Annotated in this window: 13 protein-coding genes and 1 tRNA gene; 9 read left to right on the top strand and 5 right to left on the bottom strand. The window is 72.1% G+C overall.

Annotated features, from left to right (window positions below; genetic code table 11):
* Positions 1 to 3: 3 nt before the first annotated feature.
* A complete protein-coding gene (acs, locus tag HNQ58_RS00250) occupies positions 4 to 1,947 on the bottom strand; it encodes an acetate--CoA ligase (RefSeq protein WP_183946775.1) in 1,944 nt (647 codons plus the stop codon).
* A gap of 122 nt (positions 1,948 to 2,069) precedes the next feature.
* Here acs and HNQ58_RS00245 point away from each other — a divergent pair, with 122 nt between their 5' ends.
* The 3 genes from HNQ58_RS00245 (at position 2,070) to HNQ58_RS00235 (ending at position 5,408) form a co-directional block, all read left to right on the top strand.
* On the top strand, positions 2,070 to 2,537 hold the full coding sequence (locus tag HNQ58_RS00245; protein WP_183946774.1) for a hypothetical protein: 468 nt from the start codon (positions 2,070 to 2,072) through the stop codon (positions 2,535 to 2,537).
* 556 nt (positions 2,538 to 3,093) lie between these two features.
* Complete coding sequence (locus tag HNQ58_RS00240; RefSeq protein WP_183946773.1) at positions 3,094 to 4,128, top strand: protein-glutamate methylesterase/protein-glutamine glutaminase; 1,035 nt, start codon at positions 3,094 to 3,096, stop codon at positions 4,126 to 4,128.
* Between the two features lie 89 nt (positions 4,129 to 4,217).
* Positions 4,218 to 5,408 (top strand): methyl-accepting chemotaxis protein, encoded by a 1,191-nt coding sequence (locus HNQ58_RS00235; protein ID WP_183946772.1) that lies wholly within the window; start codon positions 4,218 to 4,220, stop codon positions 5,406 to 5,408.
* A 605-nt stretch (positions 5,409 to 6,013) separates the two neighbouring features.
* Here HNQ58_RS00235 and HNQ58_RS00230 read toward each other — a convergent pair.
* Positions 6,014 to 6,090, bottom strand: a tRNA-Arg gene (locus HNQ58_RS00230).
* 199 nt (positions 6,091 to 6,289) lie between these two features.
* Between HNQ58_RS00230 and HNQ58_RS00225 the strand changes: the two genes are divergently transcribed.
* Positions 6,290 to 9,049, top strand: a complete 2,760-nt coding sequence (locus HNQ58_RS00225; RefSeq protein ID WP_183946771.1) for a sensor domain-containing protein — start codon at positions 6,290 to 6,292, stop codon at positions 9,047 to 9,049.
* Between the two features lie 12 nt (positions 9,050 to 9,061).
* Here HNQ58_RS00225 and HNQ58_RS00220 read toward each other — a convergent pair whose 3' ends face one another.
* Together HNQ58_RS00220 and HNQ58_RS00215 are read right to left on the bottom strand one after the other, a co-directional pair.
* Positions 9,062 to 9,277, bottom strand: a complete 216-nt coding sequence (locus tag HNQ58_RS00220; RefSeq protein WP_183946770.1) for a hypothetical protein — start codon at positions 9,275 to 9,277, stop codon at positions 9,062 to 9,064.
* Positions 9,278 to 9,366: 89 nt separating this feature from the next.
* Entirely contained in the window at positions 9,367 to 11,313 is a 1,947-nt protein-coding gene (locus HNQ58_RS00215; protein WP_183946769.1) for a S9 family peptidase, read from the bottom strand.
* A gap of 95 nt (positions 11,314 to 11,408) precedes the next feature.
* On the opposite strand from HNQ58_RS00215, the gene ubiA reads away from it, so the two are divergent.
* Positions 11,409 to 12,329: a 4-hydroxybenzoate octaprenyltransferase gene (ubiA, locus tag HNQ58_RS00210; protein WP_183946976.1), complete on the top strand. Its 921-nt coding sequence runs from the start codon at positions 11,409 to 11,411 to the stop codon at positions 12,327 to 12,329.
* A 234-nt stretch (positions 12,330 to 12,563) separates the two neighbouring features.
* Here ubiA and HNQ58_RS00205 read toward each other — a convergent pair whose 3' ends face one another.
* A complete protein-coding gene (locus HNQ58_RS00205; RefSeq protein ID WP_183946768.1) occupies positions 12,564 to 13,298 on the bottom strand; it encodes a ComF family protein in 735 nt (244 codons plus the stop codon).
* Positions 13,299 to 13,387: 89 nt separating this feature from the next.
* On the opposite strand from HNQ58_RS00205, the gene bioB reads away from it, so the two are divergent.
* From bioB to bioC, 4 genes are all read left to right on the top strand, one after another.
* Complete coding sequence (gene bioB / locus HNQ58_RS00200) at positions 13,388 to 14,437, top strand: biotin synthase BioB (RefSeq protein WP_183946767.1); 1,050 nt, start codon at positions 13,388 to 13,390, stop codon at positions 14,435 to 14,437.
* 7 nt (positions 14,438 to 14,444) lie between these two features.
* The gene (gene bioF / locus HNQ58_RS00195; protein ID WP_183946766.1) at positions 14,445 to 15,617 is read left to right on the top strand and encodes an 8-amino-7-oxononanoate synthase; all 1,173 of its coding nucleotides are present in this window, start codon (positions 14,445 to 14,447) and stop codon (positions 15,615 to 15,617) included.
* A 4-nt stretch (positions 15,618 to 15,621) separates the two neighbouring features.
* Positions 15,622 to 16,389 carry a pimeloyl-ACP methyl ester esterase BioH gene (bioH, locus tag HNQ58_RS00190; protein ID WP_183946765.1) on the top strand — a complete coding sequence of 256 codons (768 nt, stop codon included), beginning with the start codon at positions 15,622 to 15,624 and terminating at the stop codon, positions 16,387 to 16,389.
* Between the two features lie 195 nt (positions 16,390 to 16,584).
* Positions 16,585 to 17,463, top strand: coding sequence for a malonyl-ACP O-methyltransferase BioC (bioC, locus tag HNQ58_RS00185; protein WP_183946764.1), 879 nt, complete (start codon positions 16,585 to 16,587; stop codon positions 17,461 to 17,463).
* Positions 17,464 to 17,478 lie beyond the last annotated feature (15 nt).

Here is a 17,478-nt window from a genome sequence, read left to right as displayed (position 1 = left end):
TGGTCACCGATTCATCCGCTGCTCCACCAGCGTCGCCACCACGCCCGGGTCGGCGAGGGTGGAGGTGTCGCCGAGCTGGTCGGGCTGGTTCTCGGCGATCTTGCGCAGGATGCGGCGCATGATCTTGCCCGAGCGGGTCTTGGGCAGGCCCGGCGCCCATTGCAGGTGGTCGGGGGTGGCGATCGGGCCGATCTCCTTGCGCACCCACTGGATCAGTTCCTGGCGCAGCGCCTCATCGCCCTCGACGCCGGCCTTCAAGGTGACGTAGGCATAAATGCCCTGGCCCTTGAGCTCGTGCGGACAGCCGACCACGGCGGCCTCGGCCACTTTCGGGTGCGCGACCAGCGCGCTCTCGATCTCGGCGGTGCCGAGGCGGTGGCCGCTGACGTTGATCACGTCGTCGACGCGGCCGGTGATCCAGTAATCGCCGTCCTCGTCGCGGCGGCAGCCGTCGCCGGTGAAGTACATGCCGGGGTAGGTCCTGAAGTAGGTGTCGATGAAGCGCTGGTGGTCGCCGTAGACGCTGCGCATCTGGCCGGGCCACGAATCCAGGATGACCAGGTTGCCCTCGGCGGCGCCTTCGAGTAGCCGGCCGTCGGCATCGACCAGCGCCGGACGCACGCCGAAGAAGGGCTTGGTCGCCGAGCCCGGTTTCTGCGGGATGGCGCCGGGCAAGGGGGCGATCAGGATGCCGCCGGTCTCGGTCTGCCACCAGGTGTCGACGATGGGGCAGCGCGAATCGCCGACGACTTCGTGGTACCAGCGCCAGGCCTCGGGATTGATCGGCTCGCCGACCGTGCCGAGCAGGCGCAGGCTGGCGCGCGAGGTGCGCTTGACCGGCGCGTCGCCCTCGCGCATCAGCGCACGGATGGCGGTGGGTGCGGTGTAGAAGACCGTCACCCGGTGCTTGTCGATCACCTGCCAGAAGCGGCTCACGTCGGGGTGGTTGGGCACGCCCTCGAACATCAGCGTGGTGGCGCCGTTGGCGAGCGGGCCGTAGACGAGATAGCTGTGACCGGTGATCCAGCCGACGTCGGCGGTGCACCAGTAGACATCGTCCTCCTTGAGGTCGAACACGCACGCGTGGGTGTAGCTGGCGTAGACCAGGTAGCCGCCGGTGGTGTGCAGCACGCCCTTGGGTTTGCCGGTGCTGCCGGAGGTGTAGAGGATGAACAGCGGGTCCTCGGCGCCCATCCGCTCGGGCTCGCAGGTGTCGGGCTGGCCGTCGACGACGGCTTCGTACCAGCGGTCGCGCGGCATCTGCATCGGCACGGCGGCGCCGCTGCGGCGCACCACCAGCACGGTCTCGACGCAGGTGGTGCCGGGACGCCTGAGCGCTTCGTCGACATTGGCCTTGAGCGGCACCTGCCGGCCGCCGCGAAGGCCCTCGTCGGCGGTGATGACCAGCTTGCTGCCGCAATCGGCGATGCGCCCGGCCAGCGCATCGGGCGAGAAGCCGCCGAACACCACCGAGTGGATCGCGCCGATGCGCGCGCAGGCCAGCATGGCGTAGGCGGCCTCGGGAATCATCGGCAGGTACAGCGTGACCCGGTCGCCCTTCTTCACGCCGAGGTTGCGCAGCGCATTGGCGAGTCGGCACACCTCGCGGTGCAGCTCGCGGTAGCTGATGTGGCGCGAGGCGTCGGGGTCGTCGCCTTCCCAGAGCAGCGCGGTCTTGTCGCCGCGTGTCGGCAGATGACGGTCGATGCAGTTCACCGACACGTTCAGCTCGCCATCCTCGTACCAGCGGATGCGGAAGTCGTCGAGCGCGTAGGACACGTCCCTGATGCGGGTCGGCTTGCGGAACCAGTCGATGCGCTCGGCCACGCGCGCCCAGAAGCCTTCGGGATCGCGCACGGACTCCGCGTACAACCGCGCGTAATCGTCGGCCCGGATCGCGGCGCGGGCGACGAAGTCCTGGGGGGGCGGGTAGACGGGCTGGCTCATGGCGCTGCTCCGGAAACGGGGACGAAGCGGCAATTACACCATCCCGGTCCCGCCCCGGCACGGCCGCTGCGTCGCCCGCCGGCGTGGATTAGGCTGTGGCGCCACCCCGTCACCTCGCGACCATGAGCGGACTGTTCCTCGCCGCCGAGCTGCTGCTCGGACTGCTGTTCCACGCCCTGCTGGCGCTGGCCCTGCTGGCCGTGTTGCTGGGGCCGCGACGCACACAAGACCGCATCTACGGCGCGCTCAAAGCGGTGGTCTGGCTGCCGCTGAGCCTGGCCGCCGTGGTGCTGCCCAGGGCGGACAAGCCCTCGCTGCTGCGGATCGGCTCGGCGCTGGCCGCCTTCGTCGCCTGGTTCGCGCTGCTGCCCAAGCTGACCCTGACGCTGGCACGGGCACAGTGGCTCGACCACATCCCGCTGGCGACGCTGCTGTTGCTGGTCGTGCTGTTCGGCCTCGGCCAGGCGCTGCCGGCGACCTGGCTGCGGCCGTGGGTGCGGGGGCTGGTCGCGGTGGCACTGGTGGAGTTTGTGCATCTCGGCCTGTACGCACTGTTCCGCGCGCAGGGCTGGTTGCCGGGCGCGGCGTAGGAGCGTTGGCCGCGAGCGGTTGTTTGCGTGGTTCTCCGGTCGCGGCTGAGGCCGCTCCTGCAATGTGTGGGCTGGATTGGGTTCGTCGTGATCGTGCCGGCCTTTCAGGCCGGAGCTCCGTGCGCCTGCGGGTTCGTCACGACCTGCCGGCGCGTAGCGCCGGGTGTTTCGTGCGCCTGTGGGTTTGTCGCGATTTGGCCGGCCTTTCAGGCCGGGGGTTCCGTCCGCCTGCCGGCGGCCGGGTTACTTTTCTTTGCTTGCCCAAAGAAAAGGTAACCAAAAGAAAGGGCACCCCGGAGCGGCGCCCTCCGGACATCCTGTCCGAAAGGTGCGCGTGCGCGCTGCGGGCGTTTGCGACGGCACCTCCTGTGCCGGCGCAAACGTCGCCGGCCTCCCTGCCGGCGACCCTTCGGGCTGTTCCTCCGCGCGCCCGCCGCCGCTCAGGGGCCCCGGAAGAGCGGGCGGGCTCCTGCCCGCCACGAGCAAGAGCGGAAAGACCGGCCTTCGTTTCGGCGGAGCGATCGACTGGGGATGTTCGGATGCGGAGGGCCGCGCGATGACGATCAAGGTGCTCGTCGTCGACGATTCGGCGCTGGTGCGGCAGTTGCTGAGCGAGCTGCTCGGGGCCGATCCGGAGATCGAGGTGGTGGGAACGGCATCCGATCCGTTCATCGCGCGCGAGAAGATCAAGGCGCTCAAGCCCGACGTGCTCACCCTCGATGTCGAGATGCCGCGCATGGACGGGCTGCGCTTTCTCGACAATCTGATGCGGCTGCACCCGCTGCCGGTGGTGATGGTCTCGACGCTCACCGAGTGGGGCGCCGATGTCACGCTGTCGGCGCTGGAGCTGGGCGCGGTCGATTTCGTCGCCAAGCCCAAGCTCGACGTCGAGCGTGGGCTGCGCGACTACGCCGCGCTGCTGGTCGAGAAGGTGAAGGCGGCGGCGGCGACGCGTCCGGCGGCGCGCCGGCCGAGGCGCCTCGATGCGCTGCTGCCGGTGCCGCCGGTCGGCTACCGCACCACCGACCGGCTGATCGCGCTCGGTGCCTCCACCGGCGGCACCGAAGCACTGCGGCAGGTGATGGCCAGGATGCCGCCGGACGCGCCGGCGGTGGTGATCGCGCAACACATTCCCGGCGGCTTCAGCCGCGCCTTCGCGCAGCGGCTGGACCGCGAATCGGCGCTCAAGGTCGCCGAGGCCGAGGACGGCATGCCGATCACGCCCGGCCACGGCTACGTCGCGCCGGGCGGCTTCCACCTGCGGGTGGAGCGCAGCGGCGCACGCTGGGTCTGCCGGATCGGCGAGGACGCACCGGTCAACCGCCACCGGCCGAGCGTCGATGTGCTGTTCCACTCGGTGGCGCAGGCGGTCGGCCGCAACGCCATCGCCGCGCTGCTCACCGGCATGGGCGACGATGGCGCGCGCGGGCTGCTGGCGCTGCGCCAGGCCGGCGCGCACACGCTGGTGCAGGACGAGGCCACCAGTGTGGTCTGGGGCATGCCCGGCAGCGCGTTCCGGCTGGGCGCGGCGGCGGAAGTGCGGCCGCTGGAGGAGATCGCCGACGCGCTGCTCGCGCGGCTGGCGGCCTGAACGCCGGACGCGACGCCGCCGCGTGCCCGCGTCTAAAGCCGGGCGGCGGCGCGCCGATAAGGTAGGCAGGAACCTCCACGAGATCCGCCATGCAAGCCCGCATCCTTTCCCGCCTCGCTCCGGCCCTGCTGCTCACGATCCTGTTCCTGGTGGCCGAGATCGCCGGTTGGGCGCCCGGCGTCCGCTGGGGCCTGCTCACCGCGATGGTGCTGGCCTGGTCGGTGGGCAGCCTGTGGCTGGCGACCGAAGCCCGCCGGCACACGCCGGACGAGGCCCGGCTGCTGCGCGAGCAGCAGACGCTGCTGGGCGAGCTGCGCCAGTTCGTCAGCCGCGAAATCGAGGGTTCGCGGCATGAGATCGAGCGCACCCGCAGCCTGGTCCGCGAGGCGGTGCAGACGCTCTCGGGCAGCTTCGAGGCGATGAGCCGGCAGTCGCGCGAGCAGGGCAACGCGGTGTCGCGCATCGTCGACCGCACCGGCAACCGCGACGGCAGCGAGATGGGCATCCAGCGCTTCGCCCAGGAGGCCAGCCGGCAGATGGAGCAGCTGGTCGCCGCGCTGGAGGAGGTCAGTGGCCAGAGCTCGGCCACCGTCGAACACATCGACGACATGGCCGGCCACCTCGACGGCATCTTCGCCCTGTTGGAAGACGTCAAGTCGATCGCCGACCAGACCAACCTGCTGGCGCTCAACGCCGCCATCGAGGCGGCCCGCGCCGGTGAGGCCGGCCGCGGCTTCGCGGTGGTGGCCGACGAGGTGCGCAACCTGTCCGAACGCTCCACCGCCTTCAACGAGCAGATCCGCAAGCTGGCGCACAACTCGCGCGAGGCGATCACCAAGGTGCGCGACACCGTCAGCCGCATGGCCACCCGTGACCTGGCCCGCTCGCAGGAGGCCAAGCACGAGTCGGCGCGCCTGCTGCAGCAGGTCGGCGCGATGAACGCCGCGCTGTCGCAGGGCATGCAGGAGATCAGCCAGTGCGGCCGCGCCATCGACGGCTCGGTGGCCGAAGCGGTGCGCTCGCTGCAGTTCGAGGACATCGCCACCCAGGCGCTCGGTTCGGCATTGGTCCACCTGGAGCGCTTGGCCGCGATCAACCACGAGGCCACCGCCCTGCAGGAGCTGCTCAACCGCAACGGCGGCGTGCGCGACGCCGAGCTGCTGCAGGCGCTGCACAAGCTCGCCGTGCGCATCCGCGAATACCGCGGCGAGTGGGAGAAGCCGCCGCACAAGCCGGTGTCGCAGCTCGATCTCGGCGCCGGCTCGGTGGAGCTGTTCTGAGCGCATGCCGTCATCGTCGGCCGATGAGGCTCCGACAGCCGGACAACCATGCCGATCGCCACGCGGCCGGGGAACCCCCCGGCCGCGCCGCATTCGCGCGCTGAACCCGGGCGCAAACGGGTCCGCATCGGCGCTGCGCGACCTGCCGCTCGCGCTGGAGCACCGGCACGAACACGCCGCCCGCATGCTGCACGACGACATCGGCCAGGCGCTGACCGCCGCCGTGCTGGACTGGCGCCGGGCGGCGACGCCCCGCTCGGCGCGGCGGGATGCGCGGGCGAAGCGAGGGAGGATGGCGCGCCCGTCGGGACGGCAGTCCCGCGCAGGCGCGGGCAGTGGCATGGAGGGCGCGGCGCACCGCGCGGCGCGGCGGGATGCGCGGGCGAAGCGAGGGAGGATGGCGCGCCCGTCGGGACGATAGTCCCGCGCAGGCGCGTGCGAGGTGACGGGGAAGCGATGGGCTCGCAGCGCGCCGGGCGTAGGGGCGGAGCGAAGAGGAGTGGCGCGCCCGTCGGGACGGCAGTCCCGCGCAGGCGCGGGCAACGGCATGGAGGGCGCGGCGCACCGCGCGGCGCGGTGGGATGCGCGGGCGAAGCGAGGGAGGATGGCGCGCCCGACAGGATTCGAACCTGTGACCCCTACCTTCGGAGGGTAGTACTCTATCCAGCTGAGCTACGGGCGCGTGGCTGCGGATTTTGACACGGATTCGGGGCCGGCGCGAACCGTGGCGACCGCCGCGGCGCGGCGGGCTGTCGGCGTTTTCCGGGCCGGGTGGCTGAACCGGCGTGAATCGGGTCACAGCTTCGGCGATGCGCTGCCGGCGCTGCGCGGCGGACACGCTAGGCTTGCAGGGTTCCCTGCCCGGAGTTCCCGCGCCCCTCATGGACAGCCGCCTGGTCGCCAGCCCGGAGCGTCGATTGCCGGAACAGGCGCTGGTCGCGCTCGATCTGTGCGGACGTCCCGCGCTCGCCAGCCCGCACGCGCAGCCGCTGCTGCTGCCGGAGGTGATGGCCGAGCTGCGGCCGGCCATCGGGGCCGCCATGGCGCAGCTGCGGGCGCATCCCGAACGCATCGTCCACTGGAAACAACCGAGCGCGCTGGGTCCGCTCGAATGCCGCCTGCTCGGCGCCCGCGACGACGCCGGGCAGCCGCGCGGTTTCCTGCTCAGCGTGGCGCCGGCGACCGCCGGCGGCAGCACCCGCGACGCGGTGGTGCACGGGCGCTGGGACGAGGCGGTCGAGCACCTCGAGGACGGGCTGTGGGACTGGGACGCCGAGAGCGGGTGCGTGCGCCGCTCCCCGCGCTGGCTGTCCATGCTCGGTTACGGCGAAGGCGAGCTGGGCCCTGCGCTCGACGAGGTGTTCGCGCTGATCCACCCGGACGACCGCGCCGGCCTGCGCATTCAGCTCGACCGTCTGCTGGCCGGCGGCGTCACCCATTACGTCAGCGAACACCGGCTGCGCCACCGCGACGGCAGTTGGCGCTGGATCCTCGACCGCGGCAAGGTCGTGGCCTGGCGGCCCGACGGACGGCCGCAGCGGGTGGTCGGCACGCAGACCGACATCACCGCCTACAAGGCGCTGCAGGAACGGCTGAGCGAGAGCGAGCTGCTGCTCAAGGAGGCGCAGCGCGTCGCCCAGGTCGGCAGCTGGGCCTGGGAGGCCGACAGCGGCCGGGTGTGGTGGTCGGAGGAGATGTTCCGCATCGCCGCCCTGCCGCCGGAGCACGGCGCGCCGACGCTGGAGCAGCAGCGCGCGCTGTATCCGGCCGAGTCCTACGCCCGGCTGCGCGAGGCGCTGGGCCGGCTGCTGCACCGGGGCGAGCCCTGCGATCTCGAGCTCGACCTGCACCGCGGCGATGGCGAGCTGCGGCAGCTGGTGGTGCGCGCCGAGCGCCTGTGCGATGCCGGCGGGCGGGTGGTGCGCCTGCTCGGCGTGGTGCAGGACGTGACCGAACAGCGCCGCGCCCACGAAGCGATGCGCTGGCAGAGCGAGCTGCTCAACCGCATTTCGGCGATGGGCCGGATCGGCGGTTTCGAGTTCGATCTCGATTCGGGCCTGGTGCATTTCACCGACCAGGCCTGCCGCATCCACGGCCTGCCTGCCGGTGAGGCCATCGCGCTGGAACAGCTCCGTGCGCTCTACGACCCCAACACCCGAGAGGCGATCGATGGCGCGATCCGTGCGTTCCGCGAACCGGGCCAGAGCATCGAGCTCAGCGGCGCGCTGACCACGCCCGACGGCCGCCGCGTCTGGGTGCAGGTCGTCGGCGAGCTGGAGCATCGCGACGGCCGCCCGCGGCGGATCACCGGCCTGATCCGCGACATCACCGTCGAGCGCGAGGCCGACGAGCGCATCCGGCGGCTGGCGCATTACGACAGCCTGACCGGCCTGCCCACCCGCGCCGCGTTCCGCCAGCAGGCGCTGGAGGCGGTGGCCGCCAGCGAGGACGGGCTGGCCCTGCTGTTCATCGACCTGGACCGCTTCAAGCTGGTCAACGAGGCGATGGGGCACCTGGTCGGCGACGAGCTGCTGCAGGCCATGGCCGAGCGCCTGCGCGGCTGCGTGCCCGGCAGCGGCATGATCGGTCGCCACGGCGGCGACGAATTTCTCGTGCTGCTGCGCGGCATCCAGCAGCCGGATGACGCCGCCGCCGTGGCGCAGCGGATCATCGACGCGCTCAGTCAGCCGCTGACCGTCGCCGGCCACGAGCTGCAGGTCGGCTGCAGCGTCGGCATCGCCCTGTCCGGCCCGCGCGGCGCCGACCTCGACGAGCTGCTACGCGCTGCCGACGCGGCGATGTCCCGCGCCAAGGACGCCGGCCGCAACACCTATCAGTTCCACGACGTCGCCCAGTTCGAGCGCGTGCAGCGGCGCATCCGCATCGAGCGCCAGCTACGCGGCGCGCTCGAGCGTGGCGAGTTCTCGCTGGCCTATCAGCCGGCGGTCAGCCTGCGCGACGGCCGCGTGCTCGGCATCGAGGCGCTGCTGCGCTGGCGGCCTGCGGGCGGGCTGCGCTGCGGGCCGGACGAGTTCGTCCCGATCGCCGAGGAAACCGGCGAGATCGTGCGCATCGGCGACTGGGTGCTGGCCGAGGCCTGTCGCCAGGCGCGCGCCTGGGACCGCGCCGGCCTGCGCTTCGGCCACCTCGCGGTCAATGCCTCGGCGGTGCAGATGCGCGATCCGCAGTTCGCCGCGCGGGTGATCGCGCTCTGCGCCGAGGCCGGCTGGCCGACCGAGCGGCTGGAGCTGGAGATCACCGAGTCCTCGATGATGATCGACAGCGAGGCCCTGCGCAGCGGTCTGGCCCTGCTCGAATCGCACGGCGTGCGGCTGGCGGTGGACGACTTCGGCACCGGTTTCTCCAACCTGCAGTACCTGCACCGTTTTCCAGTCAGCCACCTGAAGATCGACCGCGCCTTCACCTGGTCGATGCTGGAGGATCCGGCGGTGGCCGAGCTGACCCAGGCCATCGTCACCCTCGGCCACGCCCTCGGCCTGCGGGTGGTCGGCGAGGGCGTGGAGACCGAGGCCATGGCCGAGCTGCTGCGCGGCCAGGGCTGCGACGAGGCGCAGGGCTATCTCTATGCCCGGCCGCTGTCGGCCGACGCGCTGACCGCCTGGCTGCGCGAGCGCGGCTGAACGCCGGCGGGTTCAGCGGCGCGGGCGGTACAGCGCCGCGTCAATGCAGGCGATCAGGTTGCCCAGCCAGCCGAGCAGGGTGAAGGTGACCAGCCAGAGCACGCCGGCCAACAGCAAATAGAAGATCGCCGCCAGGATGCGGCCCTGCACCAGTTGCCCCAGCCCCGGAATGAACAGGCTGCACAGCGCGGCGATCACGTTGCCGGCGGAACCGGGTCCTGCGCTCATCGGTGTTTCTCCTTCGGGGCGGCCGTGGGCTTGTGCCCGATACTACCGGCCATGCGCCCGTTCCCGCACGGGAACGGGCGCGGCCATCGTCACGGCGTCGCCGGCTTGTGCTTCAGATGGGTGTCGAGAAAGGCCAGGATCGCGCCGTAGCCCGCGATCTGGTTCTTCTTCTTGGTGAAGCCGTGGCCCTCGTCGTCGAACACGACGTACTCCACCGGCACCTCGTTCCTGCGTACCGCCGCCACGATGTCGTCGCTCTCGGCCTGGATCACGCGCGGGTCGTTGGCGCCCTGCAGCACGATCAGCGGCTTGACGATGTTGTCGGCGTGGAACAGCGGCGAGGTGGCGATCAGGAACTCGCGGTCCTTCTCCGGGTGGCCGATCTCGGCGTACAGCGCCTGGCGGAAGCTCTCCCACCACGGCGGAATGCTCTCCAGCGTGCGGATCCAGTTGCTGACGCCGAAGATGTTCACGCCGACGTCGAATTCCTCCGGATGGAAGGCCAGCGCGCTCAGCACCATGTAACCGCCGTAGCTGCCGCCGATGATGCCGATGCGCTCGGGATCGACATAGTCCAGCGACTGCAGGTACTTCTTCGCCTCGATGGTGTCCCACAGCGGCTCGCGGCCGTGCTTGCGGTCGTCGGCGGCGAAGAAGGTCTTGCCGTAGCCGGAACTGCCGCGGTTGTTGATGCCGAGCACCACGTAGCCGTGGTTGGCCAGGTACTGGATCACCGCCGAATGCGCGCGGGTGGTCTGCCCGCCCGGGCCGCCGTGCACCCACACCAGCGCCGGCGCCTTGTTCTCCGCCGTGGCCTGGTGCGGCTTCCACAGGATGTTGGGGATCTCCATCCCGTCGAAACTGGTGAAGCGCACCACCTGCGAATCGACCAGATCGGCCGGGTCGATGGCCGGATTGAGCGAACGGGTGAGCTGCTTCGGCGCGCCGCCGAACTCCAGCACGTACAGGTCGTTGGGCTGGCGGTCGCCATTGAGATAGAAGGCCAGGCGCGCTTCCGAGCGCGCCAGCGTGGCGCCGCGGATCTCGCCGGCCGGCAGCGCCGGCAGCGGCAGGCGCTCGCCGCTGGCGGCGTCGTACAGGCGCACGCTGGTGCTGCCGTCCTCGTTGATCGCGGCGATGCGGTAGCGGCCGTTGTGCGAGTAGTGGCTGTAGACGATGTCCCAGTCCTCGACCTGGACGTCGGCGTGTTCGCCGCTGGCGAGGTCGTAGCGGCGCAGGCGGAAGAACTCGCTGCCGTCGTTGCTGGTGTACAGCAGGTGCGAGCCGTCCGGCGCGAAATCCTGGATCGCGAACTGCGCCGCACCCTGGTGCGGGCTCAGGTGTGTCAGCGCACCGCTCTGGCGGTCGAACAGGTAGATGTCGTTGTTGACCGTGGTGTCGGGCTTGGACAGGCCGATCCAGCGGCCGTCGCCGGAGATCGGTCCGGGCTGGTAGCCGGCCTCGTTGGTGTAGATGCGCTCGCGCGCGTAGGTCGTCGCGTCGTAGGCGTAGACATCGAAGTAGCGCGGGTCGCGCTCGTTGCTCAGCACGAAGAAGCGGCTGCCGTCGTGGCTGAAGCCGGCGAACATGGCCTTGAGTTTTTCGCCCGGCGTCAGGTCGCGCTCGCTGCCGTCGGTTTCGATGACGTACAGGTGGTTGAGCTCGTTGCCGCCCTGGTCGCGGGTGACCAGCACGCGGTCGTCGTGCGGGAAGTAGGCCACCGCGTAGTTGTTGTCGGTGCTGGAAGCGGTGACCGCCGTCCACTCGCCGCCGGTGACCGGCATCGAGTAGACGTTCCAGATGCCCGAGCGGTTCGACGAGAACAGGATTCTCGACTCGTCGGCCGAGAACGAGGCGCCGCTGACGCCGATCGACTCGACGAACTCCTCGATGCCGTACTGGCGGCTGGGCCGTGCGACTTCGGCCTGGGAGGCGGTGGCGGCCGGCGCGCCATCCTGGCGCGAACAGGCGGCCAGGCCGCCGGCGAGGCTGGCGGCGACGAGAAGCGCCAGCGCGGTGCGTGCGGTCGGTGTCATGCGGTGTCTCCCCGGGGTGGAGCGCCGATGATGCGCCGTCCGGGGGCGGCGTGGATAGGGCGAAGGTCATGGCCGCCCTGCTAACCTTCCGCCCCATGCCTTACGAGCGTTACGTCTCCGAGCAGCCCCGGCCGCCGGGCCCAGCCGTCCCGCGCTGGCGCGAACGTCTCGGCCAGTACTGGAAACTGGTCCGCGGCGATCGCCCGATCGGCGTGCTGCTGCTGCTGTGGCCGACCTGGTGGGGCCTGTGGCTGGCGGCCGAAGGCTTCCCGCCCTGGCACCTGTTCGCCATTTTCACTGCCGGCGTCTGGTTGACCCGCTCGGCCGGCTGCGTGATCAACGACTACGCCGACCGCTGGCTGGACCCGCAGGTCGAGCGCACCAAGGGGCGCCCGCTGGCCACCGGCGCGGTGAGCGGGCGCGAGGCGCTGGCCTTGTTCGCGGTGCTGATGCTGGCCGCCTTCGCGCTGGTGCTGCTGACCAACCGGCTCACCGTGTACCTGAGCGTCGTCGGCGTGTTCCTCGCGTCGAGCTATCCCTACCTCAAGCGCCACACCTACCTGCCGCAGGTGTATCTGGGCGTCGCCTTCGGCTGGGCGATCCCGATGGCCTTCGCCGCCGTGCAGGGCACGGTGCCGCCGATCGCCTGGCTGCTGTTCCTCGCCAACGTGCTGTGGGCCACCGCCTACGACACCTGGTACGCCATGGTCGACCGCGAGGACGACCTTGCCGCCGGCGCCAAGTCCACCGCCATCCTGTTCGGCGAGGCCGACCTGATCGCGCTGGCCGTGCTCTACACCGGGTTCCTTGCCGCGCTGGCGCTGCTGGGCCTGCGCGCCGGCCTCGGCGGCTGGTATTACGCCGGCCTCGCCGTGGCCGCGCTGCTGGTGCTGTGGCAGTTCCGGCATGCCCGCGACCGCTCGCGGCAGCGCTGTTTCGAGGCCTTCCTGCACAACAACTGGGTCGGCATGGCGGTGTTCGCCGGGCTGGCCTTCGATCTGCTGCTGCGCGCCTGATCCGGCAGCGGCGGCGGGCTTTCGTCGCGCCAGCGGCACGGCCTGGCGCGGACATGACTGCCGGCCGGCGGGGGCGCGGCGGGGGTGCGCTACAGCGCGCTCCCTTTCCGGAGCGTCCCCATGCGCCTGCCGATCGCCTGTCTCGCCCTGCCGGCACCCCGGTGCAGAGGCGGAAGGCGGTGATCGGCTCCGGGCGCGATCCGAAGGCCGACATTCCCAGGCCCGCGCAGTGAGTCAGCGCCGCGCCGGCGCGCGCGCCGCCACCCACACGTCCACCCGCGCCACCCCGGCGCGGCGCAGCGCGGCCGCGCATTCGGCGAGGGTGGCGCCGGTGGTCATCACGTCGTCCACCAGGGCGACGTGCGGCGGCAGTGTGCCGGCGCGGACTTCGAACGCGCGCCGCACGTTGCGCCGTCGCGCCAGCGCGCCGAGTTCGGTTTGCGCGGCGGTTTCGCGCACCCGTGCCAGCGCGTCGCCGCGCAGCGCAATCCCGAGCGCCCGGCCGACCGGCCGGGCCAGTTCCAGTGCCTGGTTGTAGCCGCGCTCGCGCAGCCGGCGCGGGTGCAGCGGCACCGGGATCAGCGCCTGCGGGCGGTCGGCGTGGCGGGCCATGTCGAGCAGCCCGCGCGCCAGTGCGCGGCCGGCAGCGAGGTCGCCGTGGAACTTGAAGCGCGGCAGCAGCCGGTCCACCGGAAAGCCGTAGGCGAAGGCGGCCACCGTGGCGGCGAACGGCGGCGGTTTCTTCAGACAGCGCCCGCAGGCCGGCGCCGGGGCCGGCAGGGGCAGCGCGCAGCAGGGGCAGGCGACCCGGTTCCAGGGCAGGGTTTCGGCGCAGATGGCGCAGATATCGCGGCCGTTGGTGCCAGATTCGCCGCAGATCAGACAGCGCGGCGGCAGCAGCCAGCGGCCGAGGCGGTCACCGAGGCGGGCACCGAGGCGGGCACCGAGGCGGGCGATGCGGAGGGTCATCGGCCGTCAACTCCATCCGTGGGCGTTCGGTTGACAGGGGGGCGTCCCCTTCCCAGACTTGCCGCACTTTATCCGCCGCCGAGGCCGTCATGGCAACCGCCGCCGTTCCCGAGCTCCGCCACGACTGGCGCCGCGAGGAAGTCCTCGCCCTGTTCGAGCTGCCCTTCACCGAGCTGCTGCACCGCGCCGCCTCGGTGCACCGCGCGCATTTCGACCCGGCCGAGGTGCAGGTGTCCACGCTGCTGTCGATCAAGACCGGCGGCTGCCCGGAGGACTGCGGCTACTGCCCGCAGGCGGCGCGCTACCACACCGGCGTGCAGGCGCAGAAGCTGATGGACGCCGAGGCCGTCATCGAGAAGGCCAGGGCCGCCAAGGCCGCCGGCGCCACCCGTTTCTGCATGGGTGCGGCCTGGCGCTCGCCCAAGGACCGGGACATCCCCAAGCTCGCGGCCATGATCGCCGGGGTGAAGGCGCTGGGGCTGGAGACCTGCGCCACCCTGGGCATGCTCAGCGGCGAGCAGGCGCGCGCGCTGCGCGCGGCGGGCCTGGACTACTACAACCACAACCTCGACACCGCGCCCGAGTTCTACGGCGAGATCATCCACACCCGCGAGTACCAGGATCGCCTGGACACGCTCGGCCACGTCCGCGAGGCCGGCCTGAAGACCTGCTGTGGCGGCATCGTCGGCATGGGCGAGTCGCGCGGCCAGCGCGCCGGCCTGTTGCAGGCGCTGGCCAACCTGCCGGCGCACCCCGACTCGGTGCCGATCAACCGGCTGGTGCAGGTCGAGGGCACGCCGCTGCATGGCACGGCCGAGCTCGACCCGTTCGAGTTCGTCCGCACCATCGCGGTGGCGCGCATCCTGATGCCGAAGTCGATGGTGCGGCTGTCGGCCGGGCGCGAGACGATGAGCGACGAGCTGCAGGCGCTGTGCTTCCTCGCCGGCGCCAACTCGATCTTCTACGGCGAGAAGCTGCTGACCACCGGCAACCCCGACGTCGAGCGCGACCAGGCGCTGTTCGCCCGCCTCGGCCTCAGGCCGATGGCGGTGACGCAGGAGAGCGGCACCGTCCACGCCGACCTGCTTGCCGACGCGCCGGCCGGCGGTTGCGGCGGCGGCTGCGCCTGCGCCGCCTGATCGCGCCATGCCGCGGGTGTCGCCGGGCGAACGCCTCGCCGCCGCCGCACGCGAGCGCGTGGCGCGCGACGCGGTGCGCCGCCTGCACACGGTGAGCCGGCGCGAGGGCGCGCGCATCGAGATCGACGGCCGCCGGCTGCTCGACTTCAGCGGCAACGACTACCTCGGCCTGGCGGCGAATCCCGCCGCCGTCGCCGCGCTGCGCGAGGCCGCCGCGGCGCACGGCGTCGGCGGCGTCGCCTCGCACCTGGTCTGCGGCCACCACGCCGAACACGCCGCGCTCGAGCGCGAACTGGCCGACTGGCTCGGCTGGCCGCGTGCGCTGGTGCTCGGCAGCGGTTTCGCCGCCAACCTCGCCGTCCTCCAGAGCCTGCTCGGGCGCGACGACCTCTGCCTGCAGGACAGGCTCAACCACGCCAGCCTGATCGACGGCGCGCGCCTGGCCGGCTGCGTGCTGCGCCGCTACCCGCATGGCGACATCGAAACCGCCGCGCGCCTGCTCGCCGCGCACGAGCGCGGACTGGCGCTGCTCGCCAGCGACGGCGTGTTCAGCATGGACGGCGACGTCGCGCCGCTGCGCGAACTGGCCGCCCTCGCCGCGCGCGAGGACGCGCTGCTGTACATCGACGATGCCCACGGCGTCGGCGTGCTCGGCGAGCGCGGGCGCGGCAGCGTCGCCGCCGCCGGCCTCGGCCCGCGCGAGGTGCCGCTGCTGCTGGTCACCTTCGGCAAGGCGCTCGGCGGCTACGGCGCCGCGCTGCTCGGCAGCGACGCGCTCATCGACCATTTGCTGCAGACCGCGCGCCCCTACATCTACACCACCGCCACCCCGCCGGCGCTGGCCGCCGCGATGCGCGCCAACCTGCGCGCCGCCCGCGACGACGGCTGGCGGCGCGAAAAACTGCGCGCCCACATCGCCCGCTTCCGCGAGGGCGCGGCGCGGCGCGGCCTGCCGCTGCTGCCGTCGGATACGCCGATCCAGCCGCTCGTGCTCGGCGACAACGCCCGCACGCTGGCCGCCTCCGCCGCGCTCGACGTCGCCGGCTTCCGCGTCGCCGCGATCCGCCCGCCGAGCGTGCCCGAGGGCAGCGCGCGGCTGCGCATCACGCTCTCGGCCGCGCACGCGGAGGCCGATATCGACGCGCTGCTCGTGGCGCTGGCCGGCATCGTGGAGCACTGAGCGCATGCATATCGAAACCCGCGGCCATGGCCCCGCGCTGGTGCTGATCCACGGCTGGGCGATGCATTCGGGCATCTTCGCGCCGCTGGCCGAGCGGCTGGCGGCGCGCTTCACCCTGCATCTGGTCGACCTGCCCGGCCACGGCCGCAGCCCCGAGCGCGAGGGCCGGCTCGACCTCGCCGACATCGCGCGACGCATCGCCGCTGCCACGCCGCCGGCGCTGTGGCTGGGCTGGTCGCTGGGCGGGCTGGTCGCGCTGCAGGCGGCGCTGGCGCAGCCGTGGCAGGCGCGCGGGCTGGTCATGCTCTGCGCCAGTCCGCGCTTCGTCGCCGGCCCCGACTGGCCGCAGGGCGTGGATGGGTCGGTGTTCCGCCAGTTCGGCGACGGCCTGCGCGCCGATTACCACGCCACCATCGACCGCTTCCTCGCACTCGAAGCGCATGGCTCCGACCATATGCGCGAGGAGCTGCGCCGCCTGCGCGAGCACGTCTTCGAGCGCGGCGAGCCGGCCCCGCAGGTGCTGCATGAAGGCCTGCGCCTGCTCGACGAATGCGACCTGCGCGAGCGCCTGCCGGAGCTCGCCGTGCCCAGTCTGTGGATCGCCGGCCGCCGCGACCGGCTGGTGCACTGGCAGGCGATGCAGGCGGCCGCCACACTGGCCGCCGACGCCCGCTTCCTGCGCATCGACGGCGGCGGCCACGCGCCCTTCCTCACCCATCAGGACCAGATCGCCATGGCGATCGAGTCCTTCGCCGCGGAGTTCGCGCCGTGAGCGCACGCGCTTCTTCCTCCCCCTCAGGGGGAGGGCCCACGCGCTTCTCCCTCCCCCTCAGGGGGAGGGCCGGGGTGGGGGTGGTGGAGGCCGTGCCGCACGGGAGCGTAAACACCATCCCCACCCAGCCCTCCCCTTGAAGGGGAGGGCTTCAAAGCACAGCGTCCTCACGCCGGCTCCAGCCTTCAGCCACCCATGCCCACCTTCGACCTCCGCCACCTCAAGCACGCCTTCGGCCGCGCCGCGCCGAGCTACGAGGCCGCCGCCGCCCTGCAGAAGGAGGTCGAATCGCGCCTGCTCGAATCGCTCGACTACCTCGACGGGCGCGTACCGCAGGTGGTGCTCGACATCGGTGCCGGCCCGGGTCGCGCCTCGGCCGCGATGAAGAAGCGCTGGCCAAAGGCGCAGGTGGTCGCGCTCGACCTCGCCCTGCCGATGCTGCGCCAGGCGAAGAAAAAATCCGCCTGGTGGCGGCCGTTCCGGCGCGTGTGCGCCGATGCCGCGGCGCTGCCGCTCGCCGACGCCAGCGTGGACCTGATCTTCTCCAGCCTCTGCCTGCAATGGGTGGACGACCTGCCGGCGACGCTGGCCGGCTTCCGCCGCGTGCTCAAGCCGGGCGGGCTGCTGCTGTTCTCCACCTTCGGCCCGCGCACGCTGGGCGAATTGCGTGAGGCCTTCGCCGCCGCCGACCAGGTGCCGCACGTCAGCCCGTTCGCGCACATCCAACAGGTCGGCGACGCGCTGATCCAGGCCGGCTTCCGTGACCCGGTGCTCGACCAGGACCGCTTCACCCTCACCTATCCCGACCTGCCGGCGCTGATGCGCGAGCTGCGCGCCATCGGCGCCACCAACGCGCTCGCCGGCCGCCGCCGCACGCTCACCGGCAAGGCCCGCTTCGCCCGCGCCGCCGCCGCCTACGAGCCGTTGCGTCGCGACGGCGCGCTGCCGAGCACCTGGGAGGTGATCTACGCCCAGGCCTGGGGCCCTGCGCCCGGCGCCCCGCGCCGCGAGGCCGGCGCCGACATCGCCGCCGTGCCGCTGTCGGCGATTCCGATCCGTCGCAAACCGGGTTGAGGCAGAATCCCCCTC

It is taken from the genome of Rehaibacterium terrae (assembly GCF_014202935.1).
Classification (GTDB): Bacteria; Pseudomonadota; Gammaproteobacteria; order Xanthomonadales; family Xanthomonadaceae; genus Rehaibacterium; species Rehaibacterium terrae.
The sequence above is the reverse complement of the archived record's forward strand: the minus strand, read 5'-3'. Positions and strand labels throughout refer to the sequence as shown.

Excerpts from the sequence above, each read along its gene's own strand:
- acs (WP_183946775.1), bottom strand. The coding sequence starts at position 1,947 with ATGAGCCAGCCCGTCTACCCGCCCCCCCAGGACTTCGTCGCCCGCGCC.
- HNQ58_RS00245 (WP_183946774.1), top strand. The coding sequence starts at position 2,070 with ATGAGCGGACTGTTCCTCGCCGCCGAGCTGCTGCTCGGACTGCTGTTC.
- HNQ58_RS00240 (WP_183946773.1), top strand. The coding sequence starts at position 3,094 with ATGACGATCAAGGTGCTCGTCGTCGACGATTCGGCGCTGGTGCGGCAG.
- HNQ58_RS00235 (WP_183946772.1), top strand. The coding sequence starts at position 4,218 with ATGCAAGCCCGCATCCTTTCCCGCCTCGCTCCGGCCCTGCTGCTCACG.
- HNQ58_RS00225 (WP_183946771.1), top strand. The coding sequence starts at position 6,290 with ATGGACAGCCGCCTGGTCGCCAGCCCGGAGCGTCGATTGCCGGAACAG.
- HNQ58_RS00220 (WP_183946770.1), bottom strand. The coding sequence starts at position 9,277 with ATGAGCGCAGGACCCGGTTCCGCCGGCAACGTGATCGCCGCGCTGTGC.
- HNQ58_RS00215 (WP_183946769.1), bottom strand. The coding sequence starts at position 11,313 with ATGACACCGACCGCACGCACCGCGCTGGCGCTTCTCGTCGCCGCCAGC.
- ubiA (WP_183946976.1), top strand. The coding sequence starts at position 11,409 with ATGCCTTACGAGCGTTACGTCTCCGAGCAGCCCCGGCCGCCGGGCCCA.
- HNQ58_RS00205 (WP_183946768.1), bottom strand. The coding sequence starts at position 13,298 with ATGACCCTCCGCATCGCCCGCCTCGGTGCCCGCCTCGGTGCCCGCCTC.
- bioB (WP_183946767.1), top strand. The coding sequence starts at position 13,388 with ATGGCAACCGCCGCCGTTCCCGAGCTCCGCCACGACTGGCGCCGCGAG.
- bioF (WP_183946766.1), top strand. The coding sequence starts at position 14,445 with ATGCCGCGGGTGTCGCCGGGCGAACGCCTCGCCGCCGCCGCACGCGAG.
- bioH (WP_183946765.1), top strand. The coding sequence starts at position 15,622 with ATGCATATCGAAACCCGCGGCCATGGCCCCGCGCTGGTGCTGATCCAC.
- bioC (WP_183946764.1), top strand. The coding sequence starts at position 16,585 with ATGCCCACCTTCGACCTCCGCCACCTCAAGCACGCCTTCGGCCGCGCC.